The following is a 21,356-nucleotide window of genomic DNA, read 5'->3' on the forward strand; positions in this document are numbered from 1 at the left end:
CGGCGCAAATTACGAAAGCGGCGTTCCTCAGCCGCCGGCTGGCGAAGGCGGAAAACAGGCTTCGAAGGCGCTGTCGACGACGGTCAGCTTGGCGGCCTGGACGGTCATGTATTCCTCATAGAACCTGTGCGACACCCACATCACCGAATGGCCGCGCTGGCCAAGCCAGCCGATGCTGCCGAGTTCTTCGGCGGTGCGCAGTTTGCGGCCGAGGTGGGTCCGTGACAGCTTGAGCCATTTGGCGAAGTCGCCGATCGAAACCACGCTGGTCGGAATCCGCTCCAGGCCGGCATGGTCGGGATCGATGCCCGACATCAGCCAGTCCATGACGATGCCGCCATTGTTGAGCCAGATGAAAAGCGAAAAGGTCTGGTTGGGTTCGCGCACCGGCTTTGAGGCAAGCAAGCCGTCAGCCACCAGGGGCTGCAGCGTGGCCAGCATGTCGGGCCGGTCCAGGTATCTGGCCAGCCGGTCGCCGCCATCGATATGGTCGAGCGTGCGCAGATGGGCAACCACCCAGCCGGTGAATCTCTCAATGGTGGCCGCCGTTGGCTGCAGGGGATGCGTGCGACCATCGCCGCCCGCGACATACTCGGCGATGTTGTAGTGCAGCATCTCCTTGATGAAGGCATCCGCAGTGTTGCGGCTGGCGACCGCGTTCTTGTGCACGACCTCGATGAAACGCGATACGGTCAATTCCTTGCGGCGGTCGTTCGGGTCGCGCCTGAAGTGCATGGCAAGGCCGACGTGAGCCATCAGCCAGCGCTGCTGCGTGGCAAAAATGGAAGCCAGACGCGGGCTTTCCTCATAGATCCGGATCAACGCCAGCGACTGCTCCTGAACGAAGCGATGCAACGCCGGATGGCCGGCAATATCTTCCAAATTCAGCGCCATCCTCCTGCTCTTTCGAGTCAACTCCAACGTCGTGGTCTCGTTCCCATTTTTCAGCCTTCAACACCTGTGTCCAGAGGTACCAAATGCCGAGGACAGGACCGGTCAAAGTGCGACAGGTTGGCGGCGCAACTTGCTAACTGATTGCTATGGCTTGGAAAACCCCTCCCAATAATAGTCAGCCGAACCGCCGCCCGTTGAATTGACGTTCATAAGGGCCAGGCATAGTTTCCGCCTCATCCGACCGGCGGGGGCACGCCTTTCGGACAAGAGTGCAGACCCAACCGTGGTTTTGACGAGCGATGAGACATCGCGCGGCGGCGAAGCTTTGCCGTGTTCTACTTCGAAATGCGAGTGATTGAGTGAACTATCGAAAGAAGATCGCGATTGGCAAGAGTGCCGACGGTCCGCCTGTTTTCGGGGGGTCGTCAGCGCGTCGAACATGGCTGGCCTTGTTGGCTGCCTCGGCATACCTGTCGGTTCAGGCGAGTGCGTTCGCCCAGACCGCCAGCCAGATCACGCCGCCAAGCTTCCGGCCGCCGTCGCAAGCCAACACAGCAGGCGTCTCCATCCCCGAAGGTTCGGGCCTCGAGGCGCCGGCGGGCGCCGAAAAGCTCAAGGTCAAGCTCGGGGATGTCAGTGTCGAAGGTGGCCTGCCCGAGATGGCCGAGGCGACGCGCAAGATCGTCGCTGGCCTTGCCCATCGCACGGTTACGGCGGCGGAGATCTTTGCCGCCGCGCGAGCGCTGGAGACCGCATATGGCCGCGCCGGCTACGCGCTGGTTCGGGTCGTGCTGCCGGCGCAGAAGCTCAATGACGGTGCACGGCTCAGGCTCGTCGTCATCGATGGTTATCTGGAACGGATCGACACCAGCAACCTGCCCGAGCGCATACGCGGACGGGTCGAGGCAACGCTTTCGCCGCTTGTCGGGCAAAAAAGCATCAAGCTGTCGGCGATCGAGCGCAAACTGCTTTTGGCTGGCGACACACCAGGCGCCAGGCTGCGTTCGACCTTGCAGGCCGGGACGGTGAAGGGCGCCAGCGTGCTGGTCATCGACGGCAAGTATCGCCCGCTGGGCGGCCAGGTGACCGTGGACAACTCGCTGTCGCCGTCGCTGCAGCGCTGGTCGACAGGCGTCGGCGTCGACTTCAACTCACTGCTCGGCCTGGGCGAACTCATTTATGTGCGCGCTGGGGGCTATCCCAATGGTGGCGAAAATGGCGTTTTCACCGACGGTCCACGCAACCGCAACTATGCCGCCGGCATCGTCCTGCCGATCGGCTATGACGGGCTGACGCTCAATCTGGAGGCCACCCGCACGCGGGCCAACCCGACCGCAGAGCCCGGCACGCTCGGTTTTGGCAGTGAATTCGAGCGTTATTCGGCCAGGCTTCGCTATCCCTGGATCCGCAGCCGCGAACTGACCATCAGCAGCGAACTCTCTTTCGACGCGCAGAACGATTTTCTCAATGCGGTGACGCCAATCTCGCTGCCGATCGCCGAGGATCGGCTCAGGATCATCAGGTTCGGCACGGACGCCACCTGGTTCACGCCGCTCGGCGGGGTCTTCGCCGGCAATGTCGTGGCCTCGTTCGGCATTGACGGGCTCGGTGCGCGCTCCGCCGCCGACGCCACGCCGCTGCTGCCGCTGTCACGCCAGGGAGCGGACGCCGACTTCCAGAAGCTGGAGGTCCAGGCCAGTTACAGCCAGCCGCTGGCCACCCATCTCGGTCTCGATCTCTATGCCCGCGCACAGACCTCGTTCGGCAAGCCGCTGCTGCAGTCGGAGCAGATCGGCCTGGTCGGCGCCAACGGCCTGTCGAGCTTCGACGCTGGCGCGCTACAAGGTGATTCCGGCTATGTGGTGCGCGGCGAGGTGTCCTCGCCTTGGTACGTGCCGTTCGCGGGCGGCATCGTTTCGCTGTCGCCCTATGTGTTCGGTGCCGTCGGCCAGGTCCATCTCGAAATGCCGACCGCGCTCGAGACGGCCGACATCGTCGGAGCATCATACGGGCTTGGCCTGAAAGTCGGCACCGCCCTTGCGGGTGACGCAACCAATGCCAGCCTGACGCTGGAATGGGGCCGCCAGCATCGCGACGATCATGTCCCGATCAGCGACCGCTTTTCGCTGTCCGGCGCCATCCAGTTCTAGGTGTGAGCATGCAACGCCAGCCTCTCTCACCGCGCAATCTCAACCGCACCAGTGCACCGCTGATGGCGCTGCTGCTGGCGTCGACGGCGCTTGTCGGCTTCACATCGGCGCGGGCGCAGGAACTGCCGACCGGCGGCAGTGTCGCGTCCGGCGGCGTCACCATCTCCAATCCGTCGTCTTCGCAACTGAGCATCAAGCAGTCGACCAGTTCGGCCATCGTCAACTGGCAGGGTTTTTCGATCGGCGCGGGTGGGACCGTCAACATCGACCAGCCGACATCGACCTCGACCATGCTCAACCGTGTCACCGGCGGCACCAGCTCGACCATCGCTGGGCAGCTCAACGCCAACGGTCAGGTCTTTCTCGTCAATCCCAACGGCATCGCCATCTCCAAGACCGGCAAGGTCAGCGCCGCCGGCTTTGTCGGCTCCACGCTCGGCATCAGCGATGAGGATTTCAAGGCCGGCAAGCTGTCTTTCGAAGGCAAGGGCGCTTCTGCTGCTGTCTCCAACCGGGGCGCGATCAGCATCGGCCGTGGCGGTTATGCCGCGCTGATCGGCGGCAGCGTCGACAATGCCGGTTCGATCAGTGTGCCGCTCGGCAAGGTCGGGCTGGGCTCGGGCGAGAAGGCAACGCTCGATCTCTCCGGCGACGGCTTTCTCCAGGTCTCCGTACCGACCAAGGCTGATGGCAGCAGCGCGCTGGTCAGCAATTCCGGTTTGATCAGCGCCGATGGCGGGACTGTCGAACTCAAGGCGGCAGCGGTCCGCAATGCGGCGCGCCAGGCGGTCAACATGTCTGGTGTCATCGAGGCCCGCACGGTGTCGGGTCAATCGGGCGCCATCGTGCTTGGTGGTGATCAGGGATCCGTCGAGATTACAGGCACGCTCGACGCCTCAGCGAAGAGTGTCGGCAAGGGCGGCAAGATCACGGTCACCGGCCGCAAGCTGAAGCTCAAGGCCGCCAAGGTCGATGCCTCCGGCAAGGACGGCGGCGGCACGATCAAGATCGGCGGCGACTATCAGGGCTCCGGCACGCTGCAGCACGCCGACACCACCGAGATCGACGCGGCGACGACAATCAAGGCCGATGCGACAGGTAACGGCAATGGTGGCACCGTCATTGTCTGGTCCGATGCGGTAACGGGTTTCGAGGGCATGATCTCGGCGCGCGGCGGCGAGCAGGGTGGCAATGGCGGGTCCACCGAAGTGTCGAGCCATGGCGTCCTCGATTTCGACGGCAATGTCGATCTGAGCGCCCGGTTCGGCGATACGGGGTACCTGCTGCTCGACCCCTACAATCTGACGATCCAGACAAACAGCGGCTCGCCTGCCGCGTCCGGATCGGGAGGGACCTACACCGCCAGCGGCAACAACTCGATCCTTCGCGTTTCAACACTACAGAGCGCGCTCGCCAACGCCAATGTCACGGTCACGACCGGCACTGCGGGCAGCCAGACCGGCGACATCACCGTTGCCAATGCCGTGACATGGTCGAGCGGCAATTCGCTGACGCTCAGCGCCAATCGCAACATCGCCGTCAATGCGAGCCTGACGTCCTCTGGCGGCGGTGCCATCAACCTGCGTGCCGACAGTTCCGGCACCGGGACGGGAACGGTGAGCTTCGCCAGCAGCGCCATCAAGGCAAGCACGTCAGGCGTGGTCTCGATCTATTACAACCCGACGGTCAATCCGGCCGGCAGCGTGGCCAACGCGACGAGCTACACCAATCCGATCGAGAATTATTCCGGCAACATCGCCGGCGGGGGCACGCTCAACGCGGCGATGCTGGTCAACACGCTCAACGATCTGCGCAACATCAAGAACAACAGCGGCGCCAATTTCGCGCTCGGACGCAGCATCGATGCGACCGGGGCGGTCTTCACCTCGGCTGTCGTCGATACGCTGAATGGTACTTTCGACGGTCTCGGCAACACCATCTCCAACCTGGCCATAACGTCGCCCGACAGTAACGTCGGCCTGTTCGGCGACATCGCCGGCAGCGCCATTGTGCGTAATCTCAAATTGACGAATGTCGCGATCTTGGGAACGAGCGGCTCAGCCAACAGCGCTACCATCGGCGGTCTCGCCGGAAGCAATGAGGGAACGGTCAGTGCCGTTACCGTCTCGGGCAGCGTGAGGACGGTCGCGGACTATTATCGCTCCGTCGGTGGCCTCATTGGCTTCAGCAGCGGCACGATCAGCGGCGCGATCTCGACGGCCGCCGTGCAGGCCGGGTATACCGACAATACCGGGGGTCTTGTCGGCGCTCTTTTCGCCGGCAGCATCGCCGGTTCTTCGGCCAGCGGCTCGGTATCCATAGGCGGGCAGAGCAGCGGCGGCGGCCTCGTCGGCGAAGCCACCTTTGGCGCCTCGATCACCGGGTCCTTCGCCACGGGAACCGTAACGGCGGGGAATGCGTCAAAGGCAGGGGGCCTGGCCGGTAATCTCGATAGCGCCTCGATCGCCACATCCTATTCCTCAAGTACCGTGTACGGTGACGGCTCCACCCAGGCTGGCGGCCTCGTCGGCTCCACGAGAGGCACGGCCAGCATCGGCACCTCCTATGCGACGGGCGCGGTCAACGCCAGTCAGGGCTATATCGGCGGGCTCGTCGGTGCTTCCCTGGACGCGACGACCACGGTCACCAATTCCTACGCCACCGGTACGCTGACTGGCGCGACGCCTGGCGGGATCGTCGGCTACAACTCAGGCAGCATTGCCTCCTCTTATTTCGACCTCGACACCACGGGCGCCACAGCCGCCGCCGGCTGGGGCCCCAACACGGCCACCGGCGGAACGGGGCTGCACACCAGCGACTTCCTCAAGGCGTCGAGCTTCACCGGCTGGACCTTCGGCACCACGGGTGGCGGCGCTGGCTGGGTGATCGTCGACGCCGACTCGACGCTCAACAATGCCGGGGGTGCCGCCGGCGGCACCCGGCCGATGCTGCTGTCGGAGTACTCGACCACCATCACCAATGCGCATCAGTTGCAGTTGATGGCGCTCAACCTCAACGGCAAATACACGCTCGGCAACAACATCGACGCCAGCACGACGGCAGGCGGCCAGGGCGTGTGGGGCGCGTCCGGTTTCGTGCCGATCGGCAGCGCGCTGGATGCCGGCACTGGTTTCCCGGCCAATTCCAACCTGCCGTTCGGCACGACCAATGAGCATGCCTTCACCGGCACGTTCGATGGCAAGGGCCTTACCATCTCCAACCTGTTCATCAACCGGCCGACGACCGACTATGTCGGCCTGTTCGGCTATGCCAACGCCGCAACGCTCCAGAACGTCACGCTGACCGGCGGCTCGATCACCGGGCGTGACCATGTCGGCGCGCTTCTCGGCGGCAATCATGGCTATGCTAGCGATGGCAGCACGTACTATCCGTTCTATCTCATGAACGTTTCCGCTTCGGCGGCAGTGAGCGGGCGCGACTATGTCGGCGGTCTCGCCGGCTCGATCGAAGCCGGCTACATCAACGATGTCTCGGCAAGCGGCGCTGTCAGTGGCCGTGACTATGTCGGCGGGCTCGCCGGCTATAACAATTCCAGCAGCGGCTGGGTGGAAGCCGTCAGCACCAATGTTGCCGCTTCTGCGACAGGGGCGGTCAGCGGCCGCAATAATGTCGGCGGCCTGTTCGGCTATGTCCTGGCCGGCTTCTACAACACCTCCTATGCGACCGGGACTGTCACGGCGACCGGCGACAATGTCGGCGGCCTGTTCGGGCAGGCCTCCGGCCAGGTTGGCAGCGGTCCGAGCGACACCGTCTATGCAACCGGTGCCGTCACCGGACGCAACAATGTCGGCGGGCTGATCGGCCTCTCCATCTTCAGCGCTACGCAAGCCTATGCAACCGGGGCGGTGACCGGAGTCACCGCGGTCGGCGGCCTGGTCGGCAACAATGATTCCGGCGGTTATATCGATACCTCATTCGCCAACGGTGTGGTGCGCGGCGTTGACCAGGTCGGTGGCCTTGTCGGGCGCAATCTCAGCATCGTCGGTGCGATCGCCGGCACGACCGGTACCTACGCGACCGGCGCCGTCTACGGCACCAGCAATGTCGGCGGCCTTGTCGGGCTCAACGGCTCGGTTTTTTCCGGCGGCGTTTCCCTTTTTGGCCGCGTCCAAAGCTCCTATGCAATCGGCTTCGTCAGCGGCACGACCAATGTCGGCGGGCTTGTCGGCAACAACATGGCCGACACATCGGGCAACAACAAGCCGGCGACGGTCAAGACGTCTTACTGGGACACAGATACGGCCGGCGGCGGCCTCCCAGGCATCGGTGCCGGCGTTACCACGGGCACGAGCGCCAGCGCCACAGGCAAGACCACCGCGCAGTTGATGGCAGCGCTGCAGACCGGCTTCTCGTCCTCGACCTGGGGTCTCGTCGCCAACACCAGCCTGCCTTATTTCAAATGGCTCTATCCGACCGCACCGCAAGTCGTAACCGGGACTGCCTATAGCGATCGCGGCACGACCCCGCTTGCCGGTGTTGCCACGAACATCCTGGTCAATGGCACGATGACGCCTGCCTCGGCGGTTGGCTCGACCGGCGCCAATGGCTATTATTATTTCCTGCTGCCGAACGGCACGATCGCCGCAGGCGGCAGCCAGCTTCTGGTGAGCTCGAGCGGGCCATCGGCAGGCGCTACTTTCCAGCAGAACGCCACCGGTTCGCTGAGCGGGCTGTCGATCTATGGCGGCTATCTCAAGCAACAGGGCGCGGCGTCCACACTGTCCGCCCTCAACGCGGCGCGCGCCACGGCGCTCGGCAGCAACGCAGCGGCGCTCAGCCTGCTCGGCGGGCTGTCGAATGTGGAGATCGATCCGGCCTCGGCCTTCACGACAGACCAGGCCATGAATGTGCCTGGCACGCTGGTGATTTCCTCGACGGGCGCGGTGAGCCAGACAGCGAGCATCAGCGCCAACAGCCTTCTCCTGCTCGGCGGCGGCGGCAGCTACACGCTTGCCAATTCCGGCAATGCCATCGGCACGCTAGCCGCCTCGACCGGAACGGTCAGCGTCACCTACAACGGCGACCTGACGATCGGAGCTGTCGCCGGCATCTACGGCGTGACGGCGAGCGGCGCGGTCACGGTCAAGACTCCTGGCAAACTGACGATCGCATCGGCCGCCAAGGTCACCGCCGGCAGCAACGCCAATGTCGTGCTCTCGGCCGGCAGCGCCTTCGTTAACAATCGCGGCAGCGACGCGGTCTCGGTTTCGGGAACCGGCCGCTGGCTGATCTATTCGGCAAACCCGGGTGCCGACACGTTCGGCGGCCTCGACAGCGCCAACACCGCGATCTGGAATACGGCTGCCGGCGGCGCGGTACCTGCGACGGGCAATCGCTATGTCTTCGCCTACCAGCCGACGTTGACCTTCACGTCTACCAATGCGTCGATGGTCTATGGTGACTCCATCCCGACGCTGACCTATTCGGTGTCGGGCTATCAGGCTGGGGTGGCCAACGCCTATCTCGGCGACAGCGCCACCACCGCCTTCACCGGCGCGCCGACGCTCTCAACCCCCGCCACACTTGCCACCCAGCCACTCGGAGCCGGCAGCTACACAATCACCATCGACGCCGGCAACGTCGGTGGACTGAACGGCTACGCGGTTGCCTTCAACAGCGCCGGCCTGATTTCCGTTGCCAAGCGGATGGTCACCGTCTCGGCGAATTCCGGCCAGGGCAAGACCTATGGCGATGCCGATCCATCGTCCTATGGCTACACCTACTCCGATCTCGGCAGCGGCACGGCTCTGGTCGGCTCGCTCGACCGCGACGCCGGCCAGGACGTCGGCACATACGCGATCAATCAGGGTTCGCTGACCAACGCCGCCAATGCGAATTACGACATCAGCTTCGTCAGCAACGATTTCACCATCGCCAAGCGGGCTATCACGGTCACTGCGACCGCCGGCCAGGGCAAGACCTACGGCAATGCCGATCCGTCATCATACGGCTACACCTATTCGGATCTTGGCACGGGCGCGGCCCTGGTTGGCTCCCTCGACCGCGCTTCGGGCGAGGATGTCGGCAGCTACGCTATCGGCCAGGGTTCGCTCACCAACGCAAGCAATTCGAACTACGATATCAGCTTCGTCAGCAATGATTTCAGCATTGGCAAGCGGGCTGTCACGGTCACTGCCACCGCTGGCCAGGGGAAGACCTACGGCAATGCCGATCCGTCATCCTACGGTTACACCTACTCGGATCTCGGCACGGGTGCGGCACTTGTCGGCTCACTCGACCGCGACGCGGGCGAGGATGTTGGTACCTATGCGATCGGTCAGGGCTCGCTGAGCAACGCCAACAATGCGAACTACGACATCACCTATGTCGGTTCGAATTTCAGCATCGGCAAGCGGGCAATCACCGTCACGGCCGATACCGGCCAGGGCAAGACCTACGGCAATGCCAATCCGTCGTCCTATGGCTACGCCCACTCCGACCTGGGCACTGGCGTTGCGCTGGTTGGCGCGCTCGACCGTGACGCGGGCGAGGATGTTGGCACCTATGCGATCGGGCAAGGCACACTGACCGACGCCAACAACTCCAACTATGACATCAGCTATACCGGCGCCGATTTCAGCATCGGCAAGCGGTCCGTCACCGTCACGGCGACTGCCGGCCAGGGCAAGGCCTATGGCGATAGCGCCCCGGCATCCTACAGCTATACCTACTCCGATCTCGGCAGTGGCGCGGCGCTGGTTGGCGCGCTCGACCGCGACGTTGGCGAGGATGTCGGCACTTATGCGATCGGCCAAGGCACACTGACCGACGCCGCCAATTCGAACTACGACATCACTTATGTCGGCGGCAGCTTCAGCATCGGCAAGCGGGCGGTCACGGTCACAGCGACAGCCGGCCTGGGCAAGACCTACGGCAATGCCGATCCGTCATCGTACGATTATACCTATTCGGACCTTGGCACTGGTGTGGCGCTGGTCGGTGCGCTCGACCGCGCTTCGGGCGAGGATGTCGGCAGCTATGCCATCGGGCAGGGCACGCTCACCAATGGCGCCAACTCGAACTACGACATCAGCTTCGTCAGCAACGATTTCAGCGTCGGCAAGCGGGCTATCACGGTCACTGCGACCGCTGGCCAAGGGAAGACCTACGGCAATGCCGATCCGTCATCCTACCTCTATAGCTATTCGGACCTTGGCACGGGTGTCGCGCTGGTTGGCTCTCTCGATCGCACTTCGGGCGAGAATGTCGGCAGCTATGCCATCGGGCAGGGCACGCTCACCAATGGCGCCAACTCGAACTACGACATTAGCTTCGTCAGCAACGATTTCAGCATCGGCAAGCGGGCAGTGACGGTGACGGCGGCTGCCGGGCAGGGCAAGATTTATGGCGATGCCGATCCATCGTCCTATGGCTACAGCTATTCCGATCTCGGCAATGGTACGGCTTTGGTTGGTGCGCTCGACCGCGTCTCCGGCGAGAATGTCGGCAATTATGCGATCGGACGCGGCACGCTCACCGATGCCGCCAATTCGAACTACGACATCACCTATGTCGATGCCGGCTTCAGCATCGGCAAGCGGTCGGTGACGGTGACGGCCGATGCTGGCCAGGGCAAGACCTATGGCGATATCGATCCGTCCTCGTACAGCTATACGTTCACCAGCCTCGGCACCGGCGTGGCGCTGGTTGGCGCTCTCGACCGCGCTGCCGGAGAGACGGTCGGCGACTATGCGATCGGCCAGGGCAGTATCACCAACGAGGCCAATTCAAACTACGACATCAGCTATGCCGGAGCCCACTTCAGCATCGCCAAGCGATCGGTGACAGTCACGGCGAATGCCGGCCAGGGCAAGGTCTACGGCGACGCCGATCCGTCGTCCTATGGCTACAGCTATTCCTATCTTGGCAATGGCGTCGCACTGGTCGGCGCGCTGGACAGGGCCGCTGGCGAGAACGCCGGCAGTTACGCAATCGGCCAGGGCACGCTGACCAACACGGCAAACGCGAACTACGACATCACCTATGTCAGTTCGGATTTCACCATCGGCAAGCGCCCCATCACGGTCGTGGCGGATGCGCAAAGCCGGCCGCAAGGCACGCCCAATCCTGCGTTCACCTACACGATCGGCGGACTGGGACTGGTCGGAAGCGATACGCTAACCGGCGCGCTCTCGACCGACGCTACGCCTGCCAGCATCCCGGGCATCTACGCGATCGAACAGGGAAGCCTCACTGCTTCGGCCAATTATGAGCTGACCTATATCGGCGCCGATCTCGTTGTCTCGGCTCCCAATACGGTGCCAGCATCGGACGCCGCCAGCACCGTCGCCCACAATACCCATGCCCATGGCGCCGGCGCGCCGGCTCCCGTCTTCTTCACCGGCCAGCAGGCGGATGGCGATACTGAAGCGCTGGTCGAGGATCCGCGGCTTGGTGGCTTCGCCTTCTGCCAGGGTATCGCGCAGACCGCCTCCGTGTGCACCGTCGCATCGGTCCAATAGCTGGGGAGGGGACAGCATGCACTACCGGCCCTTCTCCCCACTGCATCTCAACCGCACCAGTGCACCGCTGATGGCGCTGCTGCTGGCGTCGACGGCGCTTGTCGGCTTCACATCGGCGCGGGCGCAGGAACTGCCGACCGGCGGCAGTGTCGCGTCCGGCGGCGTCACCATCTCCAATCCGTCGTCTTCGCAACTGAGCATCAAGCAGTCGACCAACTCGGCCATCGTCAACTGGCAGAGTTTTTCGATCGGTGCCGGCGCCACCGTCACCATCGACCAGCCGACATCGACCTCGACGATGCTTAACCGTGTCACCGGCGGCACCAGCTCGACCATCGCCGGGCAGCTCAACGCCAACGGCCAGGTCTTTCTCATCAATCCCAACGGCATTGCCATCTCCAAGACCGGCAAGGTCAGTGCCGCCGGCTTTGTCGGCTCCACGCTCGGCATCAGCGACGAGGATTTCAAGGCCGGCAAGCTGTCTTTCGAAGGCAAGGGCGCTTCTGCTGCTGTCTCCAACCAGGGCGCGATCAGCATCGGTCGCGGCGGCTATGCCGCGCTGATCGGCGGCAGTGTCGACAATGCGGGATCGATCAGCGTGCCGCTCGGCAAGGTCGGGCTGGGCTCGGGCGAGAAGGCAACACTCGATCTCTCCGGCGACGGCTTTCTGCAGGTTTCCGTGCCGACCAAGGCCGACGGCAGCAGCGCGCTGGTCAGCAATTCCGGTTTGATCAGCGCCGATGGCGGCACGGTCGAGCTCAAGGCGGCAGCGGTCCGGAATGCGGCGCGCCAGGCGGTCAATATGTCCGGCGTCATCGAGGCGCGCACGGTGTCCGGCAAGTCCGGCGCCATTGTGCTGGGCGGCGATGAAGGGTCTGTCGAAGTCTCCGGCAAGCTCGACGCTTCGGCCAAGGCGGGCGGCAAGGGTGGCAAGATCGCGGTCACCGGCCGCAAGCTGAAACTCAAGCATGCCGTCGTCGATGCCTCCGGCAAGGATGGCGGCGGCACGGTCAAGATCGGCGGCGACAAGCAGGGTTCCGGCAGCCTGCAACGCGCGGCAACGACCGAGATCGATGCGGCAACCACGATCAACGCCGATGCGACCGGCACCGGCGATGGCGGCACGGTCATTGTCTGGTCCGACGAGAAGACGAATTTCGCCGGCAAGATCTCGGCTCGCGGTGGCGAGCGCGGCGGCAATGGCGGCTTCACCGAAGTGTCGGGCAAGCAACGCCTCGATTACACAGGTGAGGTCGACCTGCGCGCCCGCTTCGGCGACACTGGCGACCTGTTGCTTGATCCCTACAACGTCACCATCTCGAATGGTGCCGATACCGGCGGTTTCACTGCCAACTCCAACGACAGCGTCATCAACGTCACCACGCTGCAGAACCAGCTGGCGATGGCCAATGTCACCATTTCGACGGGCAGCGGCGGCTCGCAGGCCGGCGATATCACCATCGCGGCGCCGATCAGCTGGAGCGCCAACACGCTGACGCTCAACGCCTATCACTCGATCGTCTTCAATGCGAACGCCACGATCGGCGGTGTCGGCGGCATTTCATTGGTCACCAACAATGGCGGCAGCGGCGGCACAATCTCCTATGCGCTCGGTGCGAAGATGACTTTCACGGGCACGCAAGGGGCGCAGGCGCTGTCGATCAACGGGCAGAGCTATGCACTGATCTACGACGTCAACCAGTTGCAAGCGATCAACAGCGGGCTGAACGGGCGCTACGCACTCGCCAACGACATCGAAGCCAGTTCCACCTATTCGTGGAACAATTTGCTGGGGTTCACGGCGCTCGGCACCGACGGCAACACCAACATCCAGAATGGCGGCAACGGCTTCAACGGCACGTTCGACGGGCTCGGCCACATCATCAACCAGATCTGGGTCCGACAGATCCCGGCGAATTATGTCGGCCTGTTCGGCTATGTCGGCGGGGCCGGCGTGGTGCGCAATGTCGGGCTCGTCGACAGCTACACCAGCGGCTCCTACGAAACGGGTGCGATCGCTGGTTGGAACAACGGCACGATCTCCGGCGTCTGGGCCAGCGGCTATCTCCAAGGCGTCAGCAGTTCGGGCGGCCTGGTCGGCCGAAATGACGGTACCGTCACGCGATCATTCTCTACCGTGGCTGTCGATAGCAACAACGCAAACAATGTCGGCGGTATCGTCGGCTACAATGGCCCCGGCGGCATTGTCAGCCAAGTCTATGCCTTGGGAAGCGTGCTCGGCGGTCAATATGTAGGCGGCCTGGTCGGATTCAACAGCGGCGCCGTCAGCGACGGCTATTCCACCGGCGCAGTCAACGGGACGACCGGCTCTACCTCCATCGGAGGCAGCGTCGGCTTCTCGTACGGGACGGTCACGAATGTCTATTTCGACACCACGACGTCCGGAACGACCACGGGCGTATCCGGTAATGGCACCGCGGGCGTCACCAGCACGGGTCTCACCACAGTGCAACTGCAAGGCGGTTACGCCGCTAGCCTGAGCGCGGCCTTCGGTGGCGGCACCGGAGGCCTTTATCCCTATCTGAAGAGCTTTTATCCGAACGGGGTCCAGGCGATTTCCGGCATTGCCTACAAGGACAGCGGCGTCACCCCGCTCTCTTCCGGCACGAAGCAACCCTATTATGTGAAGAATCCCGGCTTCGTCACCGGCGTCTCGAACGGTGTCGACATCGGCACCGTCACCACTGGCGTCAATGGCTATTACTATATCGCCGTGCCGACCGGCTGGATCAACGACAGCGTGCTGGCCTACACCGTGCGCGATGCGGATCCGGCCAATAGCTCGGGCGCGCAAAACGGCGTGACGTTCCGGACAGGCCTGTCGGGCGGAAATGTCTCCAACCTGAACGTCTACGGCAATTGGCGTCTCGATGAAGCGGACAGCTCGATCACGTCCCTTTCGACGCTGCAAGACGCGGCTTCCGCGACGGTCGGCTCGACCTATGTCGGCAGCCTCTCCTTCGCCAACTGGCAGATCGAGACGGCGGCGACCACCTTCGCGATCGACCAGGCGGTGTCGATCGGCGCCGGCACGCTGGCGCTGTCGTCGAACGGCACAGTCACGCAGATCAACGGGTTGGTGGCTGCATCGCTCGTTCTCGGCGGCACCGGCAGTTTCGCCCTGGGCAATGGCGGCAATCAGATCGGCACGGTGGCCGCCAATGCAGGGTCGGTCAGCCTGTACGACCAGGGCGGCCTTGTCGTCGGCACTGTCGCCAGCGCGCGCGGCGTGACCACCGCGGGCGCCACCACGACAGGCCAGGTCAAGCTTCAGACAACGAGCACTCTGACGATCGCCGCCGGCGCCACGGTCAGCGGCACCGATCCGGTGCTGTCGGCAATGGGCAGCTTCGTCAACAGCCGCGGCAGCGACGCCGTCACCGCGACCAGTGGCCGCTGGCTGGTCTATGCGGCGAACCCGACCGGCAACACATTCGGCAATCTCAACAGCGGCAACACGGCGGTGTGGAATACGGCGGCGGGCGCAACGGTGAGCGCGAGCGGTAACCGCTATGTCTTCGCTTATCAGCCGACGCTGACCTTCACTTCGACCAACACCACCAAGACCTATGGCGACGCCGCGGTGCCGGCGCTCGCCTACACGGTGTCGGGCTATCAGACAGGTGTCGCCAATGCCTATCTCGGCGACAGTGCCGCCAACACATTCACCGGCGCCCCATCGCTGTCGTCCGCCACGCTGCCCGCCGACGAGCAGGTCGGTGGCGGGCCTTATGCGATCACCATCGCCTCCGGCAGCCTCATCGGGCTCAACGGCTATGGTTTCGCCTTCAGCAGTACGGGTGTGCTCAGCGTCGCCAAACGGGCGATCACTGTCACGGCCGATCCCGACCAGCACAAAACCTACGGCGATGGTGATCCGGCTTCCTACACCTACACGGTTTCGGATCTTGGCAATGGCATCGCTCTCGTGGGCTCGCTCGACCGTGCCGTCGGCGAGAATGCCGGCAGCTATTCGATCGGCCAGGGCACGCTGACCAACGCCAGCAACACGAACTACGACATCACCTATGTCGGCGCCAATTTCACCATCGACAAGCGTGCGGTGACGGTGACGGCGGATCTCGGCCAAGGCAAGACCTATGGCGATGCCGACCCGGCGAGCTACACCTACACGGTCTCCAACCTCGGCAGCGGCGTGGCTTTGACCGGCAGCCTGGATCGCGTCGCAGGCGAGGATGCCGGCACCTATGCCATCGGCCAGGGCAGCCTCGACGTGTCGAACGCGAATTACGACATCAGCTATGTCGGTTCGAACTTCACCATAGCCAAGCGTGCGATCACGGTGACGGCCAATACAGGCCAAGGCAAGACCTACGGCAACGCCGATCCAGCGTCTTACGGCTATACCGTTTCCAGCCTCGGCAATGGCGAAGCCCTTGTCGGCGATCTCGATCGCGCGACTGGCGAGGATGTTGGAAATTACACGATCGGCCGGGGCAGCCTCACCGACGTGGCCAACGCAAATTACCGCATCACCTATGTCGGCGCCGATTTCAGCATCGGCAAGCGAGCCGTCACGGTCACCGCGACGGCCGGTCAGGGCAAGACCTACGGCAATGCCGATCCGTCATCCCTGGACTACAGCTACACCGATCTCGGCGGTGGCGCGGCGTTGGTCGGCAGTCTCGACCGCGCAGTGGGCGAGGACGCCGGCGCCTATGCGATTGGCCGGGGCACGCTCACGGATGCGGCCAACTCCAACTATGCCATCACCTATGTCGGTTCGAACTTTACCATCGGCCAGCGCGCGGTCACCGTTACGGCCAATCCAGGTCAGAACAAGACCTATGGCGACGCCGACCCGGCGCTTGGCTACACGGTCTCCGACCTTGGCAGCGGCGCGGCACTGGTCGGTGCCCTCGATCGGGCAGCCGGCGAAAATGTCGGGACTTATGCCATCGGCCAGGGCTCGCTGACCAACGCTGGCAACGCGAATTACGACATCACCTTCGTCGGCTCCAGCTTCAGCATTGGCAAGCGCGCGGTGACGGTCACGGCCAATTCGGGCCAGGGCAAGACCTACGGCAACGCCGATCCGACGCTTGGCTATACGGTTTCAAGCCTTGGCAACGGCGCGGCGCTTGTCGGCGCTCTCGACCGGGTTGACGGTGAGGGTGTCGGCACCTATGCGATCGGGCAGGGCACGCTGACCAACAGCGCCAACGCGAATTACGACATCAGCTATGTCGGCGCGGAATTCAGCATCGGCAAGCGGTCGGTCACGGTCACCGCCAATGCTGGCCAGGGCAAGACCTATGGCGATGCCGATCCTGCCTCCTACGGCTATTCGGTTTCCGATCTCGGCGGTGGCGTCGCGCTGGTCGGCGCTCTCGATCGGGCGGCTGGCGAGGATGCCGGTACCTACGCAATCGGTCAGGGCACGCTCACCAACAGCGCCAACGCGAACTACAATATTAGCTATGTCGGCGCCGATTTTATCATCGGCAAACGCGCCATCACGGTCACCGCCAATGCGGGCCAGGGCAAGACGTATGGTGACAGCGATCCGCTGTCTTATGGCTATACCGTCTCTGATCTCGGCAGTGGCGTTGGCCTTGTGGGCGCCCTCGACCGCATGGCTGGCGAGGACGCCGGGACATATGCCATTGGCCAAGGCAGCCTCGACGTCTCCAACGCGAACTACGACATCACCTATCTCGGCGCCAACTTCACCATCGGCAAGCGCGCCATCACGGTTACGGCCGATGCGGATCAGGGCAAGACCTATGGCGACAATGACCCATCCTCCTATGGCTACACCGTCTCCGATCTCGGCCATGGTGCAGCGCTGGTTGGCACGCTCGACCGCGCAAGCGGGGAGAATGTCGGCACCTATGCGATCGGCCGAGGTACGCTGTCCGACGCCGCCAATGGCAACTACGACATCAGCTATGTCGCCGCTAATTTCAGCATCGGCAAACGGTCGGTGACGGTCACCGCCAATGCGGGCCAGGGCAAGATCTACGGTAATGCCGATCCGTCCTCCTATGCCTACACCAACACCGATCTCGGCAATGGCGCAGCCCTTGTCGGCGCGCTCGACCGGGTGGCGGGCGAGAATGCCGGCAGCTACGCGATCGGCCAGGGCACACTCTCCGGCAGCGCCAATTCAAACTACGACATCGGCTTCGTCGGGTCGGATTTCAGCATCGGCAAGCGCGCCATTACGGTCGTGGCCGATGCGCAAAGCCGGCCGCAAGGAAGCGCCAATCCACCGCTCACCTACACGGTCGGCGGCCTGGGACTGGCCGGCAGCGACACGCCCAGCGGCGCACTTTCGACCGATGCGACCACCGCAAGCGCGCCTGGCAGCTATGCCATCGAGCAGGGCAGTCTTGCCGTTTCGGCGAACTACGATCTGACCTATGTCGGCGCGAACCTCGTGGTGCAGCCAGGCAGCGTGGTGCCATCGGCCGACACGGCCAGCGTCGTTGCCTACAGCGCGGCCGGCCACGGTGGCGGCCAGCCGGTTCCCGTGTTCTTCACTGGGCAACCCGCCGGTGGTGACGCCCAGGCGCTGATCGAGGATCCGCGCCTCGACGGTCCGGCGTTCTGCCAGGATATGGCGCAGACCGCGGCGGTTTGCGTTGCATCCATCCAATAGGGAGCGACTTGCCGGTCAATGCCCCGGCGCGTCGTTCCTTTTCTGTCATCGCTCGAGAGGCACCGGCTGTGGGGGGGCGCCGGTCGTCGCGGCCGAACCGCGGCGGCTTTTGGAGGCCCATTGCGAGAGACGGTCGAGGTAAAGGTAGACCACCGGGGTGGTGAACAGGGTCAGCGCCTGGCTGACGGCCAGACCGCCAAACATGGCCGCGCCAAGCGGTTGCCGCAATTCCGATCCCGTTCCGTGACCGAGCATCAGGGGAACGGCACCGAGCATGGTTGCCATCGTCGTCATCATGATCGGTCGAAAGCGGATCAGGGCTGCCCTGCGGATGGCGTCCTCGCTCGACAGGCCATCGCGGCGTTCGCCCTCGATGGCGAAGTCGACCATCATGATACCGTTCTTCTTGACGATGCCGATCAACAGAATGACGGCGATCAAGGCGATCAGGCTGAAATCATAGCCCAGGGGCATCAGGGTCGCGACAGCACCAATGCCGGCCGATGGCAAAGTGGACAGGATGGTCAGCGGGTGGATGTAGCTTTCATAGAGAATGCCCAGGATCAGATACACCGCCACCAAAGCACCCAACAGCAAGAGCGGAATGGAGGCGAGCGACTGCTGGAAAGCCTGCGCGGTGCCTTCGAAACTGGTGTTGATCGTCGGCGGCAGGTGCATGTCCTGCAAGGCCTGCGTGACCGTATTCGTGGCATCGCCGATCGAGGTGCCCGCTGCCAGGTTGAAACTGAGCGTGACGGACGGAAACTGACTTTCATGGCTGATCTGCAACGGCTGGACCGGCACGGTGGTCCAGTGGGCGAGGACCGAGAGCGGGACATCGGCGCCGCTTGCCGATTTCACATAAAGCTTGTCCAGCGTGTTGATGTCGCCCTGCAGTGACGGCAGGACCTCCATGATCACGTCGTAGCTTGCAAGCTGGGTGAAATACTGGGCGATCTGGCGCTGGCCGAAGGCATCGTCGAGCGTGCTGTCGATCACGCTTGGCTGGATGCCGTAGCGCTCTGCCTGGGCGCGATCGATGGTCAGCGTCAGCGTGGTGCCATTCGTCTGCTGGTCCGACGCAACGTCTGAAAGGCCAGGCAAGGTCTTGAGCCTGGCGAGCACTTTTGGTGACCACCTGTTCAGCGCGTCGATGTCGGGGCTGGTCAGGCTCATCTGATACTGGGTGCGTGAGGCACGGCCGCCGACGCGCACGTCCTGCGCTGCCTGGAGGAACAAATGCGCGCCCTCGACCTTGGCCAATTTGGGCTGGAGACGGCGGATGATCTCGTCGGCTGTCGCCTGCCGCTGATCGCGTGGTTTCAGCGTGATGAAGACACGCCCGCTGTTCAAGGGGTTGCCGACGCCACCAACGGCCATGGCCACGCTGGCGACGTCGGGATCCGCCTGCACGACCGCGCCGAGCGCACGCTGGCGTTCGAGCATCTTGGCAAACGAGATATCTTGCGACGCTTCCGACTGGCCGGTGATCAGGCCTGTATCCTGCTGCGGAAAGAAGCCTTTCGGGATCCAGACAAAGAGAAAGACGGACAGCGCAACCGATGCGATGAAGATACACAAGGTGACGAACCGGAAATGCAGGGCGACATCAAGCGCCCATTCGTATGCTTTCGCCAGCCCGTCGAAACCGCGTTCGCTCCAATTGTACAGCCTGCCGTGCTTGGCGGCGTGCTCGCTGCGCAGGAAGCGCGATGCCAGCATCGGGATCAATGTCAGCGAGACGACGGCCGAAACGACGATCGTCATGGCAAGCGTCAGCGAGAATTCGCGAAACAGCCGGCCGATGATACCGCTCATCAAAAGCAGCGGCAGCAGGACCGCGATCAGCGACAGGCTGATCGACAGGATGGTGAAGCCGATTTCTCCGGCGCCTGTCATCGCCGCGTCGAAGGCGGTCATTCCATCCTCGATGTGCCGCTGGATGTTTTCGAGGACGACGATCGCGTCGTCGACGACGAAACCGACGGCGATGGTCAGGGCCATCAGCGAGAGGTTGTCGAGGGTGAAGCCGGCGATCCACATCATCGCGCAGGCCCCGAACAAAGCGAGCGGCACCGTGAGGCTTGGAATTGCCGTCGCCCTGACATTGCGCAGGAACACGAAGATAACGGCGATGACGAGCACGATGGTGATCAGGAGCGTGTTGCGGACGTCGCTCACGGCGGCGCGAATGGTCTGCGTCCGGTCGCTCAGGACGCCGATCTTGATGCCGGGCGACATGGTGGCCGTGAGGCGCGGCAGCTCGGCATTGATGCGGTCGACCGTTTCGATGACGTTGGCGCCGGGCTGCTTGAAAATGATGAGGAAGATGCCGCGCTTGCCATTTGCCCAGGCGGCCTGCTTGCTGTCCTGTGCGGCGCTGACGGCATTGCCGATGTCCCTGAGATAGAGCGGCGATCCGTTCTGATAGCTGACGATGACGTCATTCCACTTCGTCACCTGGATGAGCTGGTCGTTGGTGTAGATGGTGTAGCTGTGCGTCGCGCCGTCGATGCTGCCGGTGGGGCTGTTGACGGTGACGCCGTTCAACTGGCTGCGGACGTCCTCCAGCGTCAGTCCCTTGGACACCAGCTTGGCCGGATCCAGCTGCACCCGGATGGCTGGTTTCTGCTGGCCGCCATAGAGCACTTGGGCGACACCCGGCAATTGACTGAGCTGCTGCCCGAGCTTGGTTTCCACCTCATCGTCGACGGCCGTCAGCGGCATAGTATCCGACGTTGCCGACAAAAGCAGGATGGGCGAATCCGCCGGGTTGACCTTGCGATAGGTCGGTGGGGTCGGCAGGCTTGTCGGCAGCTGGCCGGCGGCGGAATTGATCGCGGCCTGCACGTCATTGGCTGCGCCGTCGATATTGCGATTGAGGTCGAACTGGAGCGTGATCTGCGAAGAGCCGAGCGAATTCAACGACGTCATCTCCGAAATGCCCGAGATCTGCGCAAAGGCGCTCTCAAGCGGCTGGGCGACGGATGACGCCATTGTGGTGGGGCTCGCTCCGGGAAACTGCACGGACACCTGAATGGTGGGGAAATCCACCTGCGGCAGGGGCGCCACCGGCAACAGCGGATAGGCCGCGATGCCGATCAGAAGGATCGCGACCATCAGCAGCGATGTCGCCACCGGATGCCTGATAAAGGGAGAGGATAGACCGCCGTCAGCCGCCAT

5 protein-coding genes are annotated in these 21,356 nt (G+C 63.6%); 3 read left to right on the forward strand and 2 right to left on the reverse strand.

Annotation, left to right across the window (positions count from 1 at the left end):
- Positions 1-27 precede the first annotated feature (27 nt).
- Positions 28-894, reverse strand: coding sequence for a hypothetical protein (locus tag EB235_RS11945; protein ID WP_032925534.1), 867 nt, complete (start codon positions 892-894; stop codon positions 28-30).
- A gap of 452 nt (positions 895-1,346) precedes the next feature.
- Between EB235_RS11945 and EB235_RS11950 the strand changes: the two genes are divergently transcribed.
- The 3 genes from EB235_RS11950 to EB235_RS11960 are packed head-to-tail and all read left to right on the forward strand — an operon-like array spanning position 1,347 to position 18,173.
- Positions 1,347-3,044 (forward strand): ShlB/FhaC/HecB family hemolysin secretion/activation protein, encoded by a 1,698-nt coding sequence (locus EB235_RS11950; RefSeq protein ID WP_245268819.1) that lies wholly within the window; start codon positions 1,347-1,349, stop codon positions 3,042-3,044.
- Between the two features lie 8 nt (positions 3,045-3,052).
- Positions 3,053-11,527: an MBG domain-containing protein gene (locus EB235_RS11955; RefSeq protein ID WP_027030776.1), complete on the forward strand. Its 8,475-nt coding sequence runs from the start codon at positions 3,053-3,055 to the stop codon at positions 11,525-11,527.
- 16 nt (positions 11,528-11,543) lie between these two features.
- Positions 11,544-18,173 (forward strand): MBG domain-containing protein, encoded by a 6,630-nt coding sequence (locus tag EB235_RS11960; protein WP_027030775.1) that lies wholly within the window; start codon positions 11,544-11,546, stop codon positions 18,171-18,173.
- A 45-nt stretch (positions 18,174-18,218) separates the two neighbouring features.
- Here the strand turns inward: EB235_RS11960 and EB235_RS11965 are convergent, their stop codons facing one another.
- Positions 18,219-21,356 carry an efflux RND transporter permease subunit gene (locus EB235_RS11965; protein WP_027030774.1) on the reverse strand — a complete coding sequence of 1,046 codons (3,138 nt, stop codon included), beginning with the start codon at positions 21,354-21,356 and terminating at the stop codon, positions 18,219-18,221.

Source organism: Mesorhizobium loti R88b (genome assembly GCF_013170845.1).
Lineage (GTDB): Bacteria > Pseudomonadota > Alphaproteobacteria > Rhizobiales > Rhizobiaceae > Mesorhizobium > Mesorhizobium loti_B.

Excerpts from the sequence above, each read along its gene's own strand:
- EB235_RS11945 (WP_032925534.1), bottom strand. The coding sequence starts at position 894 with ATGGCGCTGAATTTGGAAGATATTGCCGGCCATCCGGCGTTGCATCGC.
- EB235_RS11955 (WP_027030776.1), top strand. The coding sequence starts at position 3,053 with ATGCAACGCCAGCCTCTCTCACCGCGCAATCTCAACCGCACCAGTGCA.
- EB235_RS11960 (WP_027030775.1), top strand. The coding sequence starts at position 11,544 with ATGCACTACCGGCCCTTCTCCCCACTGCATCTCAACCGCACCAGTGCA.
- EB235_RS11965 (WP_027030774.1), bottom strand. The coding sequence starts at position 21,356 with ATGGCGGCTGACGGCGGTCTATCCTCTCCCTTTATCAGGCATCCGGTG.